Origin of the sequence: Streptomyces sp. NK08204 (genome assembly GCF_020400585.1) — a bacterium.
Classification (GTDB): domain Bacteria; phylum Actinomycetota; class Actinomycetes; order Streptomycetales; family Streptomycetaceae; genus Streptomyces.
Genome location: NZ_JAINVF010000005.1, coordinates 150,833 through 166,485 on the forward strand (window position 1 = coordinate 150,833; position 15,653 = coordinate 166,485).

General features: G+C 72.6%; 14 protein-coding genes. 3 read left to right on the top strand and 11 right to left on the bottom strand.

Annotated elements, in window-relative coordinates; genetic code table 11:
* Nucleotides 1–107 precede the first annotated feature (107 nt).
* Nucleotides 108–722, top strand: a complete 615-nt coding sequence (locus tag K7G59_RS10340) for a hypothetical protein (protein ID WP_225832556.1) — start codon at nt 108–110, stop codon at nt 720–722.
* Nucleotides 723–776: 54 nt separating this feature from the next.
* On the opposite strand, the gene K7G59_RS10345 is transcribed toward K7G59_RS10340, so the two are convergent.
* From K7G59_RS10345 to pdhA, 6 genes are all read right to left on the bottom strand, one after another.
* Entirely contained in the window at nt 777–1,757 is a 981-nt protein-coding gene (locus K7G59_RS10345; RefSeq protein ID WP_225832558.1) for an NAD(P)H-quinone oxidoreductase, read from the bottom strand.
* Between the two features lie 64 nt (nt 1,758–1,821).
* Nucleotides 1,822–3,225: a molybdopterin molybdotransferase MoeA gene (locus K7G59_RS10350; protein WP_225832560.1), complete on the bottom strand. Its 1,404-nt coding sequence runs from the start codon at nt 3,223–3,225 to the stop codon at nt 1,822–1,824.
* Nucleotides 3,222–4,133, bottom strand: coding sequence for an NTP transferase domain-containing protein (locus K7G59_RS10355; protein ID WP_225832562.1), 912 nt, complete (start codon nt 4,131–4,133; stop codon nt 3,222–3,224). The genes K7G59_RS10350 and K7G59_RS10355 overlap by 4 nt, the downstream gene beginning before the upstream one ends.
* Before the next feature lie 201 nt (nt 4,134–4,334).
* A complete protein-coding gene (locus K7G59_RS10360) occupies nt 4,335–5,669 on the bottom strand; it encodes a dihydrolipoamide acetyltransferase family protein (RefSeq protein WP_225832564.1) in 1,335 nt (444 codons plus the stop codon).
* The gene (locus K7G59_RS10365; protein ID WP_225832565.1) at nt 5,669–6,673 is read right to left on the bottom strand and encodes an alpha-ketoacid dehydrogenase subunit beta; all 1,005 of its coding nucleotides are present in this window, start codon (nt 6,671–6,673) and stop codon (nt 5,669–5,671) included. Before K7G59_RS10365 ends, K7G59_RS10360 begins: the two co-directional genes overlap by 1 nt.
* Nucleotides 6,670–7,824: a pyruvate dehydrogenase (acetyl-transferring) E1 component subunit alpha gene (pdhA, locus tag K7G59_RS10370; RefSeq protein WP_225832567.1), complete on the bottom strand. Its 1,155-nt coding sequence runs from the start codon at nt 7,822–7,824 to the stop codon at nt 6,670–6,672. Before pdhA ends, K7G59_RS10365 begins: the two co-directional genes overlap by 4 nt.
* A 190-nt stretch (nt 7,825–8,014) precedes the next feature.
* Between pdhA and K7G59_RS10375 the strand changes: the two genes are divergently transcribed.
* Nucleotides 8,015–8,500: an Lrp/AsnC family transcriptional regulator gene (locus K7G59_RS10375; protein WP_225833102.1), complete on the top strand. Its 486-nt coding sequence runs from the start codon at nt 8,015–8,017 to the stop codon at nt 8,498–8,500.
* Here K7G59_RS10375 and K7G59_RS10380 read toward each other — a convergent pair whose 3' ends face one another.
* Both K7G59_RS10380 and K7G59_RS10385 read right to left on the bottom strand, forming a co-directional pair.
* Nucleotides 8,501–9,088, bottom strand: coding sequence for a TetR/AcrR family transcriptional regulator (locus K7G59_RS10380; protein ID WP_225832569.1), 588 nt, complete (start codon nt 9,086–9,088; stop codon nt 8,501–8,503).
* Nucleotides 9,085–10,599: a 3-hydroxyacyl-CoA dehydrogenase gene (locus K7G59_RS10385; RefSeq protein ID WP_225832572.1), complete on the bottom strand. Its 1,515-nt coding sequence runs from the start codon at nt 10,597–10,599 to the stop codon at nt 9,085–9,087. The genes K7G59_RS10380 and K7G59_RS10385 overlap by 4 nt, the downstream gene beginning before the upstream one ends.
* A gap of 159 nt (nt 10,600–10,758) precedes the next feature.
* On the opposite strand from K7G59_RS10385, the gene paaN reads away from it, so the two are divergent.
* Nucleotides 10,759–12,453: a phenylacetic acid degradation protein PaaN gene (paaN, locus tag K7G59_RS10390; RefSeq protein ID WP_225832574.1), complete on the top strand. Its 1,695-nt coding sequence runs from the start codon at nt 10,759–10,761 to the stop codon at nt 12,451–12,453.
* A gap of 7 nt (nt 12,454–12,460) precedes the next feature.
* Here the strand turns inward: paaN and K7G59_RS10395 are convergent, their stop codons facing one another.
* The 3 genes from K7G59_RS10395 to K7G59_RS10405 are packed head-to-tail and all read right to left on the bottom strand — an operon-like array spanning nt 12,461 to nt 15,392.
* The gene (locus K7G59_RS10395; protein ID WP_225832576.1) at nt 12,461–13,216 is read right to left on the bottom strand and encodes an RNA methyltransferase; all 756 of its coding nucleotides are present in this window, start codon (nt 13,214–13,216) and stop codon (nt 12,461–12,463) included.
* A complete protein-coding gene (locus K7G59_RS10400) occupies nt 13,213–14,424 on the bottom strand; it encodes an HTTM domain-containing protein (RefSeq protein WP_225832578.1) in 1,212 nt (403 codons plus the stop codon). The genes K7G59_RS10395 and K7G59_RS10400 overlap by 4 nt, the downstream gene beginning before the upstream one ends.
* Nucleotides 14,421–15,392 (bottom strand): DUF5819 family protein, encoded by a 972-nt coding sequence (locus tag K7G59_RS10405; RefSeq protein WP_225832580.1) that lies wholly within the window; start codon nt 15,390–15,392, stop codon nt 14,421–14,423. The genes K7G59_RS10400 and K7G59_RS10405 overlap by 4 nt, the downstream gene beginning before the upstream one ends.
* Nucleotides 15,393–15,653: the final 261 nt, after the last annotated feature.

Here is a 15,653-nt window from a genome sequence, read left to right on the forward strand (position 1 = left end):
TCCGGTCGGTCTTCCGTCAGCTTCTCCTCGGTCTTCCGTCGGCTTCCCATCGGTCTTCCGTCGGCTTCCCGTCGGTCACGGCAACTCGGCTCCAGGAGGTCGCCGACGTGACTCCATGGCTTCGCATCACGCTTCGCCTCGTGCGGCTGCTGCTCGTCCTGGCGGTGGTCCTGGCGGTGGCCCTGCCCGCGTACGGCATGGCCGACACGTACGGCACGGCCGACGCCTACAGCGCCGAGCGGTCCGCTCCCTCGCGCTCCCCCGGCGCCACGGGCGTACCGTCTCCCGCCGCGCGTGCGCCCCGTTCCGCTTCACCCTCGGCCTCCGTGTCCACCCCGAAATCCGCCGTCAGACCGTCGCGCGCGGGGAGCCGGCCCGGTGAGGGGCGGATGAGGCCGGGCCGGCCGGACGGGCCGGCGGCGGAGGTGGAGGGCGACGACGACACCAGGCCCGACGAGGTCCCCGGCACCGACGCCCCCCGGCCGGAGGAGCCGGAGACGGCGGACGCCCCGGCCGGGACTGCCCAGACCCTCACGGCCGCCCCGCCCGACGAGTCCCCGGCGACGCCTCGGCGGCGGCCCGCCGCCCAGAACGCCGTGCCCCGGGCCGAGGACCAGGCCGACGAGCCGGTCCTGCGGATCCTGCCGCTGGGCAGCGGCCTGGTCCTCATCGGCCTGGGACTCGGCCTTGCATTCCTGGGGCTGCGGCTCCGCAGGACGTGAACCGGAACGCTCGTGAGGACCTCTCTTCGAACCGGTCCACGCGTCCGCACGTCCCTACGGCGCGACCAGCAGCACCTTGCCGACGTGGCCGCCTGCCTCCACCACACGGTGGGCCTCGGCCGCCTGCGGCATCGGCAGTTCGCGGTCGACGACCGGACGGACCCGGCCCCCGGCGACCAGCGGCCACACGTGCTCCCGGACGGCGGCCACGATGGACGCCTTCTCCGCCAGCGGGCGGGCACGCAGGGAGGTGGCGCTGATGGCGGCCCGCTTGTTCAGCAGGCTGCCGATGTTCAGCTCACCCTTGACACCGCCCTGCATACCGATGATCGCGAGCCGTCCGTTGACGGCGAGCGCCTGAATGTTGCGGTCCAGGTACTTGGCGCCCATGTTGTCGAGGATGACATCGGCGCCCGCGCCGGCGGTGGCCTGATCGATCTCGGCGACGAAGTCCTGTTCGCGGTAGTTGATCAGCACGTCGGCGCCCAGCTCGGCGCAGCGCTCCAGCTTCTCCTTCGTACCGGCCGTGACCGCGACCTTGGCGCCGACCGCCTTGGCGAGCTGGATCGCCAAGGTGCCGATACCGCTGGAGCCGCCGTGCACGAGCAGCGTCTCGCCGGGTCGCAGGTGGGCGATCATGAAGACGTTGGACCAGACCGTACAGACCACCTCGGGCAGGGCCGCGGCCTGCTTGGGGCCGATACCGGCGGGCACGGGCAGCAGCTGTCCGGCCGGCACGACGACCTTCTGGGCGTAGCCGCCGCCCGCCAGCAGCGCGCACACCTCGTCGCCGACGACCCAGCCGGACACCCCGGGGCCGAGCGCGGCGATCCGTCCGGAGCACTCCAGGCCAGGGTAGGGGGAGGCGCCGGGCGGCGGGTTGTAGAAGCCCTGCCGCTGCAGAATGTCGGCGCGGTTGACGGCGCTGGCCACCACCTCGACCAGCACCTCTCCCTCGCCGGGCACGGGATCGGGGACCTCGTCCCACACGAGCGCCTCTGGACCACCGGGTTCGGGAATCGTGATCGCATGCATGCGGCCGACGCTACGCCACCGCCCAGGCGGGCGAACTGCACCGGGCCTCACAGCCCGGGACGTTTCACGTGAAACACACCCCGATCCCGGCCGCGGCCCACGGCAGGTCCAGGAGTTCCGCTTCCTCCCCCTGCCGTGCCCCGCCCGGCGGTACGACCGCCACGGCGTCGGCGGCGGCGATGCCGCGCAGCATGGCCGGACCGTTGTAGTGCAGTGGCATGGCGCGGTCTCCGCGCAGCACCACGGGGATGAGCCGGGTGTCGTAGGGATGCCCGTGCACCGTCTCCGCGAGCGGCAGCGTGTACGCCTCCGGGGCGGGACGGGCGGCGAGGGTACGCAGCAGGGGCTCGGCGAGCGTGAGCAGGCCGGAGACGGCCGCGAGGGGGTTGCCGGGCAGGCCCACGAGGTGCTGGGTCTCGTTCAGGCGGGCCAGCAGCATGGGGTGGCCGGGGCGCACCTCGACCCCGTCGACGAGGAGTTCGGCGCCGATGCGTTCCAGGGTGGGGTGGACGTGGTCGACGGGCCCGGCGGCGGTGCCGCCGGTGGTGACGACGAGGTCGGCGGTGGAGGCGGTGATCGCCTGGTAAAGGGACTCGGCGTCGTCACCGACCCTGCGCACGGCGGTCACTTCGGCGCCGAGGGCGCGCAGCCAGGACGGCAGCATGGGGCCGAGCGCGTCGCGGATCAGTCCGTCGTGCGGGAGCCCCTCGGTGAGCAACTCGTCGCCGAGGACGAGGACGTCGGCGCTGGGCCGGGGGACGGCGGTGACAGTGTCGTATCCGGCAGCTGCCGCCAGGCCCAGGACGGCGGGGGTGACCAGGGTGCCGACGGGCAGCAACTGGTCGCCGCTGCGGCACTCCTGTCCGCGCGGACGGATGTCCTGGCCGTGGCCCGGCTCGCGCAGGGCGTGCAGGCGGCCCTTGGCGTCGAGCCGGCCGTGTTCGCTGCGCAGGACGGCGGTGGTGTCGGCGGGGATACGGGCGCCGGTGGCGATGCGGACCGCCTCCCCGTCGGTGAGCGGCTCGGGCCGCGCGTGCCCGGCGAGAACGCCCTCGTCCCGCACGTCCCAGGGGCCGGGGCCGGCGACCGCCCAGCCGTCCATCGCGGAGGTGTCGAAGGAAGGCAGGTCGGTGAGCGCGTCGAGGGGCGCCGCCAGGACCAGGCCGAGCGCTTCGGCGAGGGGCACGGAGACGGGGGTCCGGCGGACGGCGGCGGGGGTGTCGCCCGCGCTCCTGCGGCTGCGGCGGCGTGCTGCGCGCGCGGCGATCTCGCGGGCCTGCGGCCACGGGGTGGCCCGGTGCCGCTCGGCACGGTGCTCGGCCTGCCGGTCCGCGCCTCGCGGCCCGGAGGCGGGCATGTGGCCGGCGCCGTCGTCCTTGCCTTCCCTCACGAGGGCCAGGGCCTCCTCGACGTCGAGGTCGTCGATGTTCTCGGCGGCTGACGAGGCCCGGTGGCCGGGGGCGGTCATCCGGCGTCCGGGGCGGACGCGTCCCCACCCGGGCCGGTGGGGTTCGCATCGTTCTCCGCCTCCCACCGCAACGCCAGCGCGGTGGCCTTGCGGGCGGCCTCGGCGACGGCTTCCGGGCCGCCGTCGCCCTGGGCGGCGGCGTAGCCGACGAGGAAGGTGGTCAGCGGGGCGGCGGGCCGGGCCACGCCGTGCGCGGCGTCGCGGGCCAGGTCGAGCAGGACGCCGGTGTCGACCTCCAGGTCGATGCCCAGTTCGTCCTTGACTGCGGAGATCCATTCATCCAACACGTGCCCATGCTCCCTGATGCGTGCCCTGGCATTGACGATGTCGTCCCAGGTGTCGCAGTCGAAGGACGCGAGCGGGTCCGGGACGCGGGTGAGCTGGAGAGCGCCGGTGAGCCTGCGCAGGGGCAGACCGGTGAGGCCGTGGTCCGCCTCGGCGAGGCCGGCGAGTTCGCGGCGCAGGGCCGCTGTGCGGTAGGCGGCGACGAGCGGTTGGTCGCGGCCGTCGGCGTCGGTGAGCAGCGCGCCGTCGGCACCGGTGGCGGCTAGGGCGCTCAGCAGCCGCTCCACCGTGGCCGTGTCGAGGAACGGCAGGTCGGCGGAGAGAACGGCGGTGTACTCGGCGGCGGTGTGCCGCAGGCCGGCCTCCAGCGCGGCGACCGGCCCGGCACCGGGCGGCTCCTCGCGCGCCCAGCGCACGGGGCGCGCGGTGGGCCGGGGGTCCGCCACGACGACAGTGGTGCGGGCGCCCGCACAGGCCGCGAGCACCCGGTCGAGCAGCGCGCGCCCACCGACCCGCACACCAGGCTTGTCGGCCCCGCCGAGCCGCCGGGCGGCGCCGCCGGCGAGCACGACGGCGTCGTACGGCGCGGGGGCCCCGGGGGCGACGGGAGCGTTCTCGGTCACCTCATGAGTATCTCTGTCCGAGCTCTCCTCCGGGTCACCGGGATTCCCGGAGAAGCCCGAGTACCCCACAGAGTCCGTCGGAGGGACGGGGCACCTCCGGGACGCCGGGCCCTCTGCCGTTGTCCGAGCGCACCTACGTCTGCACCGCGTGCGGAGTTCTTTCGCCGAGGGAAAAGAACTCCGCACGCGTGAAGGGGGCAGTCAGAGCGTGCGCAGGAGCACCGTCGGCTGTTCCACGCAGTCCGCCACGTACCGCAGGAAGCCGCCCGCCGTGCCGCCGTCGCACACCCGGTGGTCGAAGGTGAGCGAGAGCTGGACGACCTGGCGCACGGCCAGCTCGCCCTCGTGCACCCAGGGCTTGGGGACGATGCGGCCGACGCCGAGCATGGCTGCTTCGGGGTGGTTGATGATCGGGGTGGAGCCGTCGACGCCGAAGACTCCGTAGTTGTTCAACGTGAAGGTGCCACCGGTGAGGTCCCCGGGGGTGAGCGTCCCGGTCCGCGCGGCCTCGGTGAGCCGGGCGAACTCCGCGGTCAGCGACTCGGCGTCGCGCGCATGGGCGTCCCGGACGACCGGTACGACCAGTCCGCGTTCCGTCTGCGCGGCGAACCCCAGGTGCACCTGGTCGAGTTGGACGACCTCGCGGGCGTCGGCATCGACGTAGGAGTTCAGCTCGGGGAAGCGGGCGAGGGCGGCGGTGCAGATGCGGGCGAGCAGGGAGAGCAGGGAGATCTTCGTTCCGCCCGCCGCGTTCATCGCGGCCCGGGCGCGCATGAGTTCGGTGGCGTCCGCATCGACCCAGCAGGTGGCGTCGGGGATCTCCCGGCGGCTGCGCGACAGCTTGTCGGCCACGGCCCCGCGAATGCCCTTGAGGGGGGTGCGGATGCCGTTGCGGACGGAGGAGTGCGTGGGCGCGGCGGCGGGAGGTGTGGAGGCGGTGAGCGCCTGTCCCGTCGGGGCGGGTGCCGTCTGGGCGCGGAGCGCCTTCTCGACGTCCGCGCGCAGGATCAGGCCGTCCGGTCCTGAGCCCGCCAGGCAGCGCAGATCCACGCCGCCCTCGCGGGCGAGCCTGCGCACCAGGGGCGAGATCACGGGCACGGGACCCTCGGCGTGGACTGCCGGGACTGGGGCTACGACGGCTGCCGGGACCACGGGGGGCGCGGCGGCTGCCGGCGCTTCTGGGGCCACCGGCGGTGCCGGCCGCACCCTGCGCCGCCGGGTCGGCGCTTCGGAGGTGCCGTAGCCGACCAGTACGTTGCCCGAGCCCCCGCCCTCGCCGTCGGAAGCCGTCGAGCCCACGGCCACTGTCAACAGGGGTGCGCCGACGGGCAGCTCGGTGCCCTCCTCGCCGAAGCGTGCGGTGACCACACCGCCGTACGGGCAGGGGACCTCGACCATCGCCTTGGCCGTCTCGACCTCCACGACCGGCTGGTCGATGGTGACGACGTCGCCGACCTGGACCAGCCAGCGGACGATCTCCGCCTCGGTGAGGCCCTCGCCGAGGTCGGGAAGCTTGAACTCCAGCACCTGTGCCATCAGCTCCCGGCCTCCCACTGCAGACGCGCGACGGCGTCCAGGATGCGGTCGACGCCGGGCAGGTGGTGCCGCTCCAGCATGGGCGGCGGGTAGGGGATGTCGAACCCGGCCACGCGCAGCACCGGCGCCTCAAGGTGGTGGAAGCAGCGCTCGGTGATGCGGGCCGCGATCTCCCCGCCCGGTCCGCCGAAACCGGTCGCCTCGTGCACGACGACCGCACGTCCGGTACGCCGCACGGCCGCGCAGACCGTCTCGTCGTCGAACGGCACCAGGGAGCGCAGGTCGACGACCTCCAGGTCCCAGCCCTCCGCCTGCGCGGCCTCGGCGGCCTCCAGACAGACCGGCAGGGACGGGCCGTAGGTGATGAGCGTGGCGCTGCGGCCCGCGCGCCGGACCACCGCCCGGCCGATGGGCTCGACGTCGGTGGGCTCCTCGGGGTTCCAGGAGTCCTTCGACCAGTACAGCCGCTTGGGCTCCAGGAAGACCACCGGGTCGTCGGAGGCGATGGCCTGGCGCAGCAGCCCGTAGGCGTCGGCGACGGTCGCCGGCGTGACGACGTGCAGCCCGGGGGTGGCCATGTAGTAGGCCTCGGAGGAGTCGCTGTGGTGCTCGACGCCGCCGATGCCGCCGCCGTAGGGGACGCGGACGGTGATCGGCAGGGGCATCCTGCCGCGCGTGCGGTTGCGCATCCGGGAGACGTGGCTGATCAGTTGCTCGAACGCCGGGTAGGCGAAGGCGTCGAACTGCATCTCGACGACCGGGCGCAGCCCGTACATGGCCATGCCGACGGCGGTGCCGAGGATGCCCGCCTCGGCGAGCGGGGTGTCGGTGCAGCGGTCCTCGCCGAACTCCTTGGCGAGTCCGTCGGTGACACGGAAGACGCCACCGAGCGTGCCGACGTCCTCGCCCATGACATGGACGGTGGGGTCGGCGGCCATGGCATCGCGCATGGCACGCGTGAGGGCCTGGGCCATGGTGGCGGGCTTGACGGCCACGGTGGTCATCGGTGACCGCCTTCCTGGTGGTGCTCGTCGTCCTGCTCGGCTGCCAGTTCGGCCTGCAGCAGGGCGCGCTGCTCGCGCAGTTGCGCCGTGGTCTCGGCGTATACGTGGTCGAACAGGTCCATGGGGTTCAGCTCGGGGTCGCGGTTCATGCGCTCACGCAGGGCGGCGGCCATCGCCTCGGCGTCCTGCCGGGCGGCCTCGACACCTGCCTCGTCGAGCAGTCCGCGCGTGGTCATCTCCCGCCCCAGCAGCTCGATCGGGTCGTGGGCGCGCCAGGCCTCGACCTCGGCGTCGCCCCGGTAGCGGGTGGCGTCGTCGGCGTTGGTGTGGGCGTCGATGCGGTAGGTCACCGCCTCGATCAGGGTCGGGCCGCCGCCCTCTCGCGCGCGCTGTACGGCGTCACGGAGCACCTCGTGGACGGCGACGGCGTCGTTGCCGTCGACCAGCCGGCCCGGCATGCCGTAGCCGACGGCCTTGTGGGCCAGGGAGGGCGCGGCGGTCTGCTTGTCGAGCGGGACGGAGATGGCGAAGCCGTTGTTCTGCACGAGGAAGACGACCGGTGCCTGCCAGACGGCCGCGAAGTTCAGCGCCTCGTGGAAGTCGCCCTCGCTGGTGCCGCCGTCGCCGATCATGGCGAGCGCGACCACGTCGTCGCCCTTGAGGCGGGCGGCGTGGGCGAGGCCGACGGCGTGCGGGAGCTGGGTGGCGAGCGGGGTGCTGAGGGGGGCGACCCGGTGGGCGTAGGGGTCGTAGCCGCTGTGCCAGTCACCGCGCAGCAGGGTGAGGGCCTCGGCGGGGTCGACGCCCCGGGCGACGACGGCGAGGGTGTCGCGGTAGCTGGGGAAGAGCCAGTCGCGCTCTTCGAGGGCCAGCGCGGCGGCGACCTCACAGGCCTCCTGGCCGGTGCTGGAGGGGTAGACGGCGAGGCGGCCCTGCTTGGTGAGCGCGGTGGCCTGCGTGTTGTAGCGGCGACCGCGTACAAGCTCGCTGTAGAGCCGGCGCAGCAGGTCCGGGTCGGCCTTTCCGGCCGCCTCGGTGCCGAGGACGCGGTAGGGCTCGGCGTCGGGCAGCAGCGGCGCGGGGTCCATACGGGGCTGCCAGGCGGGCGGCGGCGATGGCCGATACGCGCCCCGCTGCTCCATGACCGTCATGACGGCACCTCCTCGTGGGAGTGACTACGAGAGGCGTGTCGGCTGTGACCCGCCTCACCTACCGATTGTTCGGTCGTCGGCACATTTTGGCTACAGGCACCTTCGGGCTGTGGACAAACGGTTCTCCACAGCCTGGAATGAATGCAGGACGTCCACGGCGGCAAAGCGGGGGGACATGGCAGTTGAACAAATGGCCGACGGGCCGCAGGGGAGCATCCCGCTCGTGCCGCCACGGCCGCTCGACGCCATCGATCAGGACATCCTGAAAATCCTCCAGGCGGACGGCCGCGCATCCATACGGTCCGTCGCCGAACGGGTCCACGTCTCGCGCGCCAATGCCTACGCCCGCATCAACCGGCTGGTCGAGGACGGGGTGATACGGGGCTTCAGTGCCCGCGTGGACCACGAACGGGCGGGGCACGGCACGTCGGCGTACGTGACGCTGAAGATCGTCCAGAACACCTGGCGCACGGTTCGCGAGCAGCTGCGCCGGCTCCCCGGCGCCTCTCACATCGCTCTGGTGGGCGGGGACTTCGACGTACTGCTGCTGGTGCACACGCCCGACAACAGGGCGCTGCGCGAGCTGGTGCTCACCCGGCTCCAGGCGATACCCGAGGTGCTGAGCACGCGCACGCTGCTGGTGTTCGAGGAGGAGGACCTGGAGCCGGAAGGGTGATCAGCCCCGGCGCAGCCCCGAGAAGACCAGCTTCACGACCGCGTCGGACACCTCACGGTGGCTCGCGCCGCGCACCTCGGGCCGGTACCACTCCACGATGGAGTTGATCATTCCGAAGACCAGCCGGGTGGCCAGGCGCACCTCCACGTCACCGCGTATGTCGCCCTCGGCCGCCGCGGCCCTCAGCAGGTCGGCCACGCGGTGGTCGAAGTCGCGGCGCCGCTCCAGCGCCCACCGTTCGGTGGCGGTGTTGCCGCGCACGCGCAGCAGCAGCGTCACGTACGGCAGCTCGGCTATGAGCACCTCGACCATGCGCCGTACGACGTGCTCCAGGCGGTCGGCGGGCCGCCCCGCGCGCGCGGGCTCCTCCTCCAGGATGGCGAACAGGCCGTCCAGCGCCCGGCTGACGGCCCGGCGCAGCAGCTCCTCCTTGCCGCTGACGTGGTGGTAGATGGACGACTTGGAGATGCCGGCCGCCTTGGAGAGATGCTCCATGGAGGTGCCGTCGTAGCCGCGTTCGTTGAAGATCCGGACGGCCACGGAGAGCAGTGTCTCGGGGGTGTACGTGTCGCGCCTGGCGGTGGTCATGAGGTGCCCTCCCGCTTGTCGGTGGCATAGGCGTGACGGTAGAGCGCGAGGGAGGGCGCGTAGCGTCCGGAGGGGTCGCGCTCGTGCATCTCGTCCAGGATGTCGAAGGCGACGTCGCGGCCGAGCCTGCGGCTCCATTCGAAGGGGCCGAGCGGGTAGTTGACGCCGAGCCGCATCGCGGTGTCGACGTCCTCCTCGGTGGCCACGCCCTTGGCGACGGCGTCGTACGCGAGGTCGATGATCCGGGCGACGGCACGGGCGACGATCATGCCGGGGATGTCGCCGATGACGCTGACGTCCTTGCCGAGCGCCTGGAAGAGGCCGGTGGCCTCGGCGAGGGTCTGGGGTGAGGTGTCCTGGGAGGCGGACAGGGCGACGCGGGTGGCGGTGCGGTAGTCGAGGGCGAGGTCGAAGTAGACGACGTCCCGGAACTCCACCGAGGTCTGGCCGTCGGCGAGCACCAGCTGGCCACCGCTCGGCAGCACCAGACGGGTGCCGTGGTCCTCTTCCTCCTCGCGAACCCGGATGCCCGCCTCGCGGATCAGCGCGAGCAGCTCGGCCGCGGGCCCCAGCCCGCCCTCGGCGATGACGTAGGCGGGCGGCTGCTCCTTCTCGGCGGTGTGCGGCTCGGCGCGCTCGGCTCCGTCGGCGTAGTCGTACCAGCCGTGCCCCGTCTTGCGGCCGAGCCTGCCGGACTCCACCAGGCGGCGCTGGGCCAGGGACGGCGTGAAACGCACGTCCTGGAAGAAGGACTGCCACACGGAGTGGGTGACGGACTCGTTGACGTCCTGCCCGATCAGGTCGGTCAGTTCGAAGGCTCCCATTTTGAAGCCGCCGCACTCACGCAGGACGGCGTCGATGGTGGCCGGGTCGGCGGCCTGCGCCTCGTAGACCGCGAACGCCTCGGCGTAGAAGGGCCGGGCGATCCGGTTGACGATGAAGCCGGGGGTGTCCGCGCAGGCTACCGGCGTCTTGCCCCAGGCGCGGGCGGTCTCGTACGCGCGCGTGGCCGATGTGACGTCGGTGGCGAACCCGGAGACGACCTCGACCAGGGGCAGCAGCGGCGCCGGGTTGAAGAAGTGCAGGCCCACGAACCGGCCGGGGTGGCGCAGGGCGCCGCCGATGGCCGTCACCGACAGGGACGAGGTGTTGGTGGCGAGCAGGCAGTCCTCGGCGACGATCTCCTCCAGCTCGCCGAAGAGCCGCTGCTTGACGTCCAGCCGCTCCAGGACGGCCTCGACGACCAGCCCGCACTCGGCCAGCTCCGTGAGGGCGTCGACAGGCCTGAGACGGGTGAGGGCCGCGTCCCGGGCGGCGGCGGAGAGCCGGTCCTTGGCCACGAGCCGGTCGAGGCGGGCCCCGATGGCGGCGACCGCGTCCCGGGCACGTCCGGGCACGGTGTCGTAGAGCCGCACGGGGTGCCCGGCGACCAGCGCGACCTGGGCGATGCCCTGGCCCATGGTGCCGGTGCCGACGACGGCCACGGGGCTGCTGAGGTCGAGTGCTGTCATGAGCGCGATCCTCCCGCACGGGGTTTTCCACAGATGCGGCAGGCCCCCTTGTCCCGACCGATCGTTCGGTTACTCTAGCTCTCACCGGCTGTCCCTGCCCATGTTTCTGCCAGGTCATGAACTAGACGAAGAGTTCTCCAGACGAGGAGTTGGTCCCGCATGGCCGCCGAACCGACCGCGCACGAGCTGATCGCCAAGCACCGGTCCACTCTCGACCAGGCGCTGGAAGCGATCCGCACACGCGCGTACTGGTCTCCGCACCCCGAGCACCCCAAGGCCTACGGCGAGCACGGCAGCCTGGACGCGGCGGCGGGCAAGGCCGCCTTCGACGCCCTGCTGGGCAACCGCCTGGACCTCACCGACCAGCCCGGCACCGACGACTGGGTGGGCGAGGAGGTCTCCCCCTACGGCATCGAGCTGGGCGTGACCTACCCGCACGCGGACCTCGACGTGCTGCTGCCCGCGATGAAGGCCGGGCAGCCCGCCTGGCGGGACGCGGGCCCGGAGCTGCGTGCCGCGGTGTGCCTGGAGATCCTCAAGCGGATCAGCGACCGCACGCACCAGTTCGCGCACGCGGTCATGCACACCAGCGGACAGGCGTTCATGATGGCCTTCCAGGCGGGCGGCCCGCACGCCCAGGACCGCGGCCTGGAGGCGGTGGCCTACGCGTACGCGGAGCAGGTCCGCACCCCCGGGACGGCCGAGTGGAGCAAGCCGCAGGGCAAGCGCGACCCGCTGGTCCTCACCAAGCAGTTCACGCCGGTTCCGCGCGGCATCGGCCTGGTCATCGGCTGCAACACCTTCCCGACCTGGAACGGCTACCCGGGCCTCTTCGCCTCCCTGGCCACCGGCAACGCCGTCCTGGTCAAGCCGCACCCGCGTGCGGTGCTGCCGCTCGCACTCACCGTGCGCATCGCCCGGGACGTGCTCGCCGAGGCGGGCTTCGACCCGAACCTGGTGGCGCTGGCCGCCGAGCGCCCCGGCGAGGGCATCGCCAAGACGCTCGCCACCCGCCCCGAGATCAAGATCATCGACTACACGGGGTCGACGGCGTTCGGTGACTGGCTGGAGGCCAACGCCCGCCAGGCGCAGGTCTACACGGAAAAGGCCGGCGTCAACACGGTGATCGTCCACTCGACGGACGACTACAAGGGCATGCTGTCCAACCTGGCGTTCTCGCTGTCCCTGTACAGCGGCCAGATGTGCACCACCCCGCAGAACCTGCTGATCCCGCGCGACGGCATCCGCACCGACGAGGGCCCCAAGACCTTCGACGAGGTCACCGCCGACCTCGCCCGCGCGGTCGACGGCCTCCTCGGCGACGACGCGCGCGCGAACGCCCTGCTCGGCGCGATCGTCAACCCGGACGTGAAGGCCCGTCTGGAGGCCGCGGCCGGCCTCGGCGAGGTCGCCCTCGCCTCCCGCGAGATCACCAACCCGGAGTTCCCGGACGCGGTCGTGCGCACCCCGGTCATCGTCAAGCTGGACGGTGCCAAGCCGGACGACGAGGCCGCCTACATGAGCGAGTGCTTCGGCCCGGTCTCCTTCGCCGTCGCCGTCGACTCGCTGGACGACGCGGTCGGGCTGCTGCGCCGCACGGTACGCGAGAAGGGCGCGATGACGGTCGGCGCGTACACCGCCGACGCGGAGGCCGAGCGGGCCGTCGAGGAGGTGTGCCTGGAGGAGTCCGCCCAGCTGTCCTTCAACCTGACGAGCGGGGTGTACGTGAACCAGACGGCCGCGTTCTCCGACTTCCATGGCTCGGGCGGCAACCCGGCGGCCAACGCCGCGCTGTGCGACGGCGCGTTCGTGGCCAACCGGTTCCGGGTTGTGGAGGTCCGCCGGCAGGCCTGAGCCGTCCTCAGCGGACGGCGGCTGCGCCCCCGGCGGCGCTCCAGTGGTACAGCGTCATCGCCACACTGGTGGCGAGGTTGTAGCTGGAGACCTGGGGGCGCATCGGCAGCCGGAGCAGACGGTCGGCACGCGCGCGCAGCTCGGCCGACAGGCCGCTGCGCTCCGACCCGAAGGCCAGTACGGCGTCGTCGGGCAGCTTCGTGCCGCGGATGTCCTCGCCCTCCGGGTCGAGCGCGAACAGCGGCCCGGCGGGCAGCTCGTCGACGCCGAGCCGCTCCACGGCGGTCGCGAAGTGCAGCCCCGCGCCACCGCGCACCACCGTGGGGTGCCAGGGGTCGAGCGTGCCCGTGGTGACCACACCGGTCGCCCCGAAGCCTGCGGCCAGCCGGATGACGGCTCCGGCGTTTCCCAGGTTGCGCGGATGGTCGAGGACCACGACCGGGGCGGTGCGCGGGGTGCGGGCCAGCGCCCGCAGGTTGGCCTCACGGGAGGGTCGTACGGCCAGCGCTGCCACCCCGGTGGGGTGCGGGCGGGGCACGAGGGAGGCGTACGTCTCCTGCGGCACCTCGGTCAGCAGCGCCGCCAGCCGGTCGTGTACGTCCCCGGCCAGCTCCTCGGCGAGGGCGAGGGCGGCGCGCCGGTCGTTGGTGACCGCCACCGGGACCTCGGCCCCGAAGCGCAGCGCGTGCTTCAGGGCGTGGAAGCCGTCGAGCAGCACGGTGTCCGCGGCATGCTGCCGCCAGCGGGTCAGGGGGTCGGTCATGCGGTGAACCCTACGCGGCCCGGCGTGCTCTGCTCCGGGGAGCGCGGCGGTGGCACCGTGCCGTCACCGCGCCGCAGCAGCCGCCCACGTGCACGTGCCGCCAGCGCGCCCAGCCGGCGCAGGAACGACGTCGGCAGGAACACCGCGTCCGCGGTGATCATCGCCAGGGAGAAGAACGGCAGGCCGAGGACGACCGCGATCACGGCGTGCTCGGTCATCATCAGCACCAGCAGGACGTTCTTGACCCGCCGGTTGAACAGCGTGAACGGGAAGGCGACCTGCACCATCACCGTCCCGTAGGCCACCAGCATCATGATCGTGCCGCTGGCGGACATCAGGTCGGCGAGGCCCGGCCAGGGCGAGAAGTAGTCCAGGTGCAGCGGGTAGTACACGGCGGTGCCGTCCTGCCAGCGCGAGCCCTGGATCTTGTACCAGCCGGCGGTGGCGTAGATCAGACACGCCTCGGCCATGATCACGACCAGGGCTGTGTTGTGGACGACGTTGGCGACGACGTCCAACAGGATCCGCGGCTCCGGCGACTTCGCCCAGCGCCCGACCGCCCACCACAGGCCGAGGACCGTCCACACCGTCCACAGCAGCGCGGGCACCAGCCAGCCGTTGTCGAACCGGCCGGTCAGGGTGGCCGTGCCGAGCGCCAGGCCGAGGACCGTCCAGAGCACCGGCCCCACCCGGTCACCGGGGACCCGCACCCCCCGCGCGCGAGACTCCTCGGCCCGCGACGTCCGCAGCGCGTCCAGCGACCACACCTGGGCGCAGCGCGTGAACACCAGGTACAAAGCCATCAGGTGAAGCACGTTGTCGCCGCCGTCGCCCATGAAGACACTGCGGTTCTGCAGCGACAGCACACCGAGCATGAACAGCACGGACGCAGTGCGGGTGCGCCAGCCGAGCAGCAGCAGCGCGGAGGCGAGGACCGCCAGTGCGTAGCAGCACTCGAACCACAGCTGGCCCCTCGACCACAGCAGTGCCGTGAAGGCGTGGTTGTCGTCGGTCAGTCGCTTGGCGAGGTCCCAGGCCCAGGGTCCGGCAGGGCCGTACAGCTCCTGGCGGTGCGGGAACTCGCGCAGCAGGAACAGCAGCCAGGTCCCGGCGAAGCCGATCCGGATCACGGCGCTCTGGTACGGGCCGAGGGCCGAGCCGGTGACCCGGGCGATGCCACGCGAGAGAGTCAGAGAGACACGGTTCACCGCACACCTCCCGCGGCCTCGTCGGCCGTCACCGTCCACCAGGGCAGCTCGCGGTAGACAGGCGTCTCGGAGACCCGCTCACCGCTCCACTTCGGCGGCTGCACATTGGTGGTGCTGGAGCGCACCTGCACGCGCTGGACGACACCCTGCTCGGCGGTCGCGTCCGCCCGGTACAGGCGCATCACCACGATCCGGCGCAGGTACTGCTCGGAGAGTGCGCCGCGCAGGCCCATCGCACGGTTGTCGGCGGTGTGCGAGCCCAGGAAGAAGTCCCACGCGCGGCGCAGCTCGTTCTGCTGGGTGTGGCTGGGCACCAGGTTGCCGTCGATGGCCGCTCCGTCCAGGGCGGAGAGGTCGTTCCAGCCGGTGGTGCGCAGCATGCCGTCCTTCATGCGCACCTCCGCGCGCACCTGGACGGCGATGTTCTGCTGCAGCGGGTTCGGGGCGAACAGCTTCCAGTTCTGCTCGAACTCCGGATTCACCCAGTCCGAGATCGCCGCGCCGTGCTGCTTGGACACCGTGTTCTCCGGAGCGAGGCTCAGGAACACCATCGCCAGGTGCACACAGGCAGCCACACCGATCACCGCCAGCGCGAGCGCCGCGACGACCTGGTAGCGCAGGGAGAGGGCGGCGACACCGGTGGAGGCCTGGGACGCGGGGAGTTCCGGGGAGCCGACGGGCAACTGCGCGGCGGTCCTGACCTGTGAGCCGGTGCTGCCAAGCGAGCCAGGTGTGTCCTGCGACCCTGAGAGGGCCTGTGACCCTGGGCGGGCCTGTGACTCAAGGAGGCCCTGTGCCCCGGTAGAGGCCTGCGACCCGATAGAAGCCTCTGACTCAGGATGGCCGGATGACCCCGGGTGGTCGTGGGACCCGGTGCAGCCCCGTGTTGCGGTGGCCTCCGGGCGACGCACCCCCTGCGGCCCGTCCGGCCCCGGCCGGGCGTGCGAGTCCTCGTCGTACGCGTCCATCCCGTCCCGATCCCCGTTCCGTTTCCTGGTCCGTCCGCCCGCCACAGGCGCCGCATGATGCTCGGCGTCACGCGATGAGATCCGCGACACCCGCACGGAACGGTACTCAGCCGCGCCGACCCGGCGCAGCCCTGGGGAGTCTCCCGGCTTTTCCACAGGCAGCCGGCGCGGTTTTCCACAGCAGTTGACACCTCGCGGCGGCCCGGCCCACCATTGACACGCACGGACCGAACGATCGGTCGGGAAAGCGTTCAGGCAGAG

Bases quoted from the DNA above. Each gene is read 5' to 3' on its own strand.
- K7G59_RS10345 (WP_225832558.1), bottom strand. From the start codon at position 1,757: ATGCATGCGATCACGATTCCCGAACCCGGTGGTCCAGAGGCGCTCGTG.
- K7G59_RS10350 (WP_225832560.1), bottom strand. From the start codon at position 3,225: ATGACCGCCCCCGGCCACCGGGCCTCGTCAGCCGCCGAGAACATCGAC.
- K7G59_RS10360 (WP_225832564.1), bottom strand. From the start codon at position 5,669: ATGGCACAGGTGCTGGAGTTCAAGCTTCCCGACCTCGGCGAGGGCCTC.
- K7G59_RS10365 (WP_225832565.1), bottom strand. From the start codon at position 6,673: ATGACCACCGTGGCCGTCAAGCCCGCCACCATGGCCCAGGCCCTCACG.
- pdhA (WP_225832567.1), bottom strand. From the start codon at position 7,824: ATGACGGTCATGGAGCAGCGGGGCGCGTATCGGCCATCGCCGCCGCCC.
- K7G59_RS10375 (WP_225833102.1), top strand. From the start codon at position 8,015: ATGGCCGACGGGCCGCAGGGGAGCATCCCGCTCGTGCCGCCACGGCCG.
- K7G59_RS10380 (WP_225832569.1), bottom strand. From the start codon at position 9,088: ATGACCACCGCCAGGCGCGACACGTACACCCCCGAGACACTGCTCTCC.
- K7G59_RS10385 (WP_225832572.1), bottom strand. From the start codon at position 10,599: ATGACAGCACTCGACCTCAGCAGCCCCGTGGCCGTCGTCGGCACCGGC.
- paaN (WP_225832574.1), top strand. From the start codon at position 10,759: ATGGCCGCCGAACCGACCGCGCACGAGCTGATCGCCAAGCACCGGTCC.
- K7G59_RS10395 (WP_225832576.1), bottom strand. From the start codon at position 13,216: ATGACCGACCCCCTGACCCGCTGGCGGCAGCATGCCGCGGACACCGTG.
- K7G59_RS10405 (WP_225832580.1), bottom strand. From the start codon at position 15,392: ATGGACGCGTACGACGAGGACTCGCACGCCCGGCCGGGGCCGGACGGG.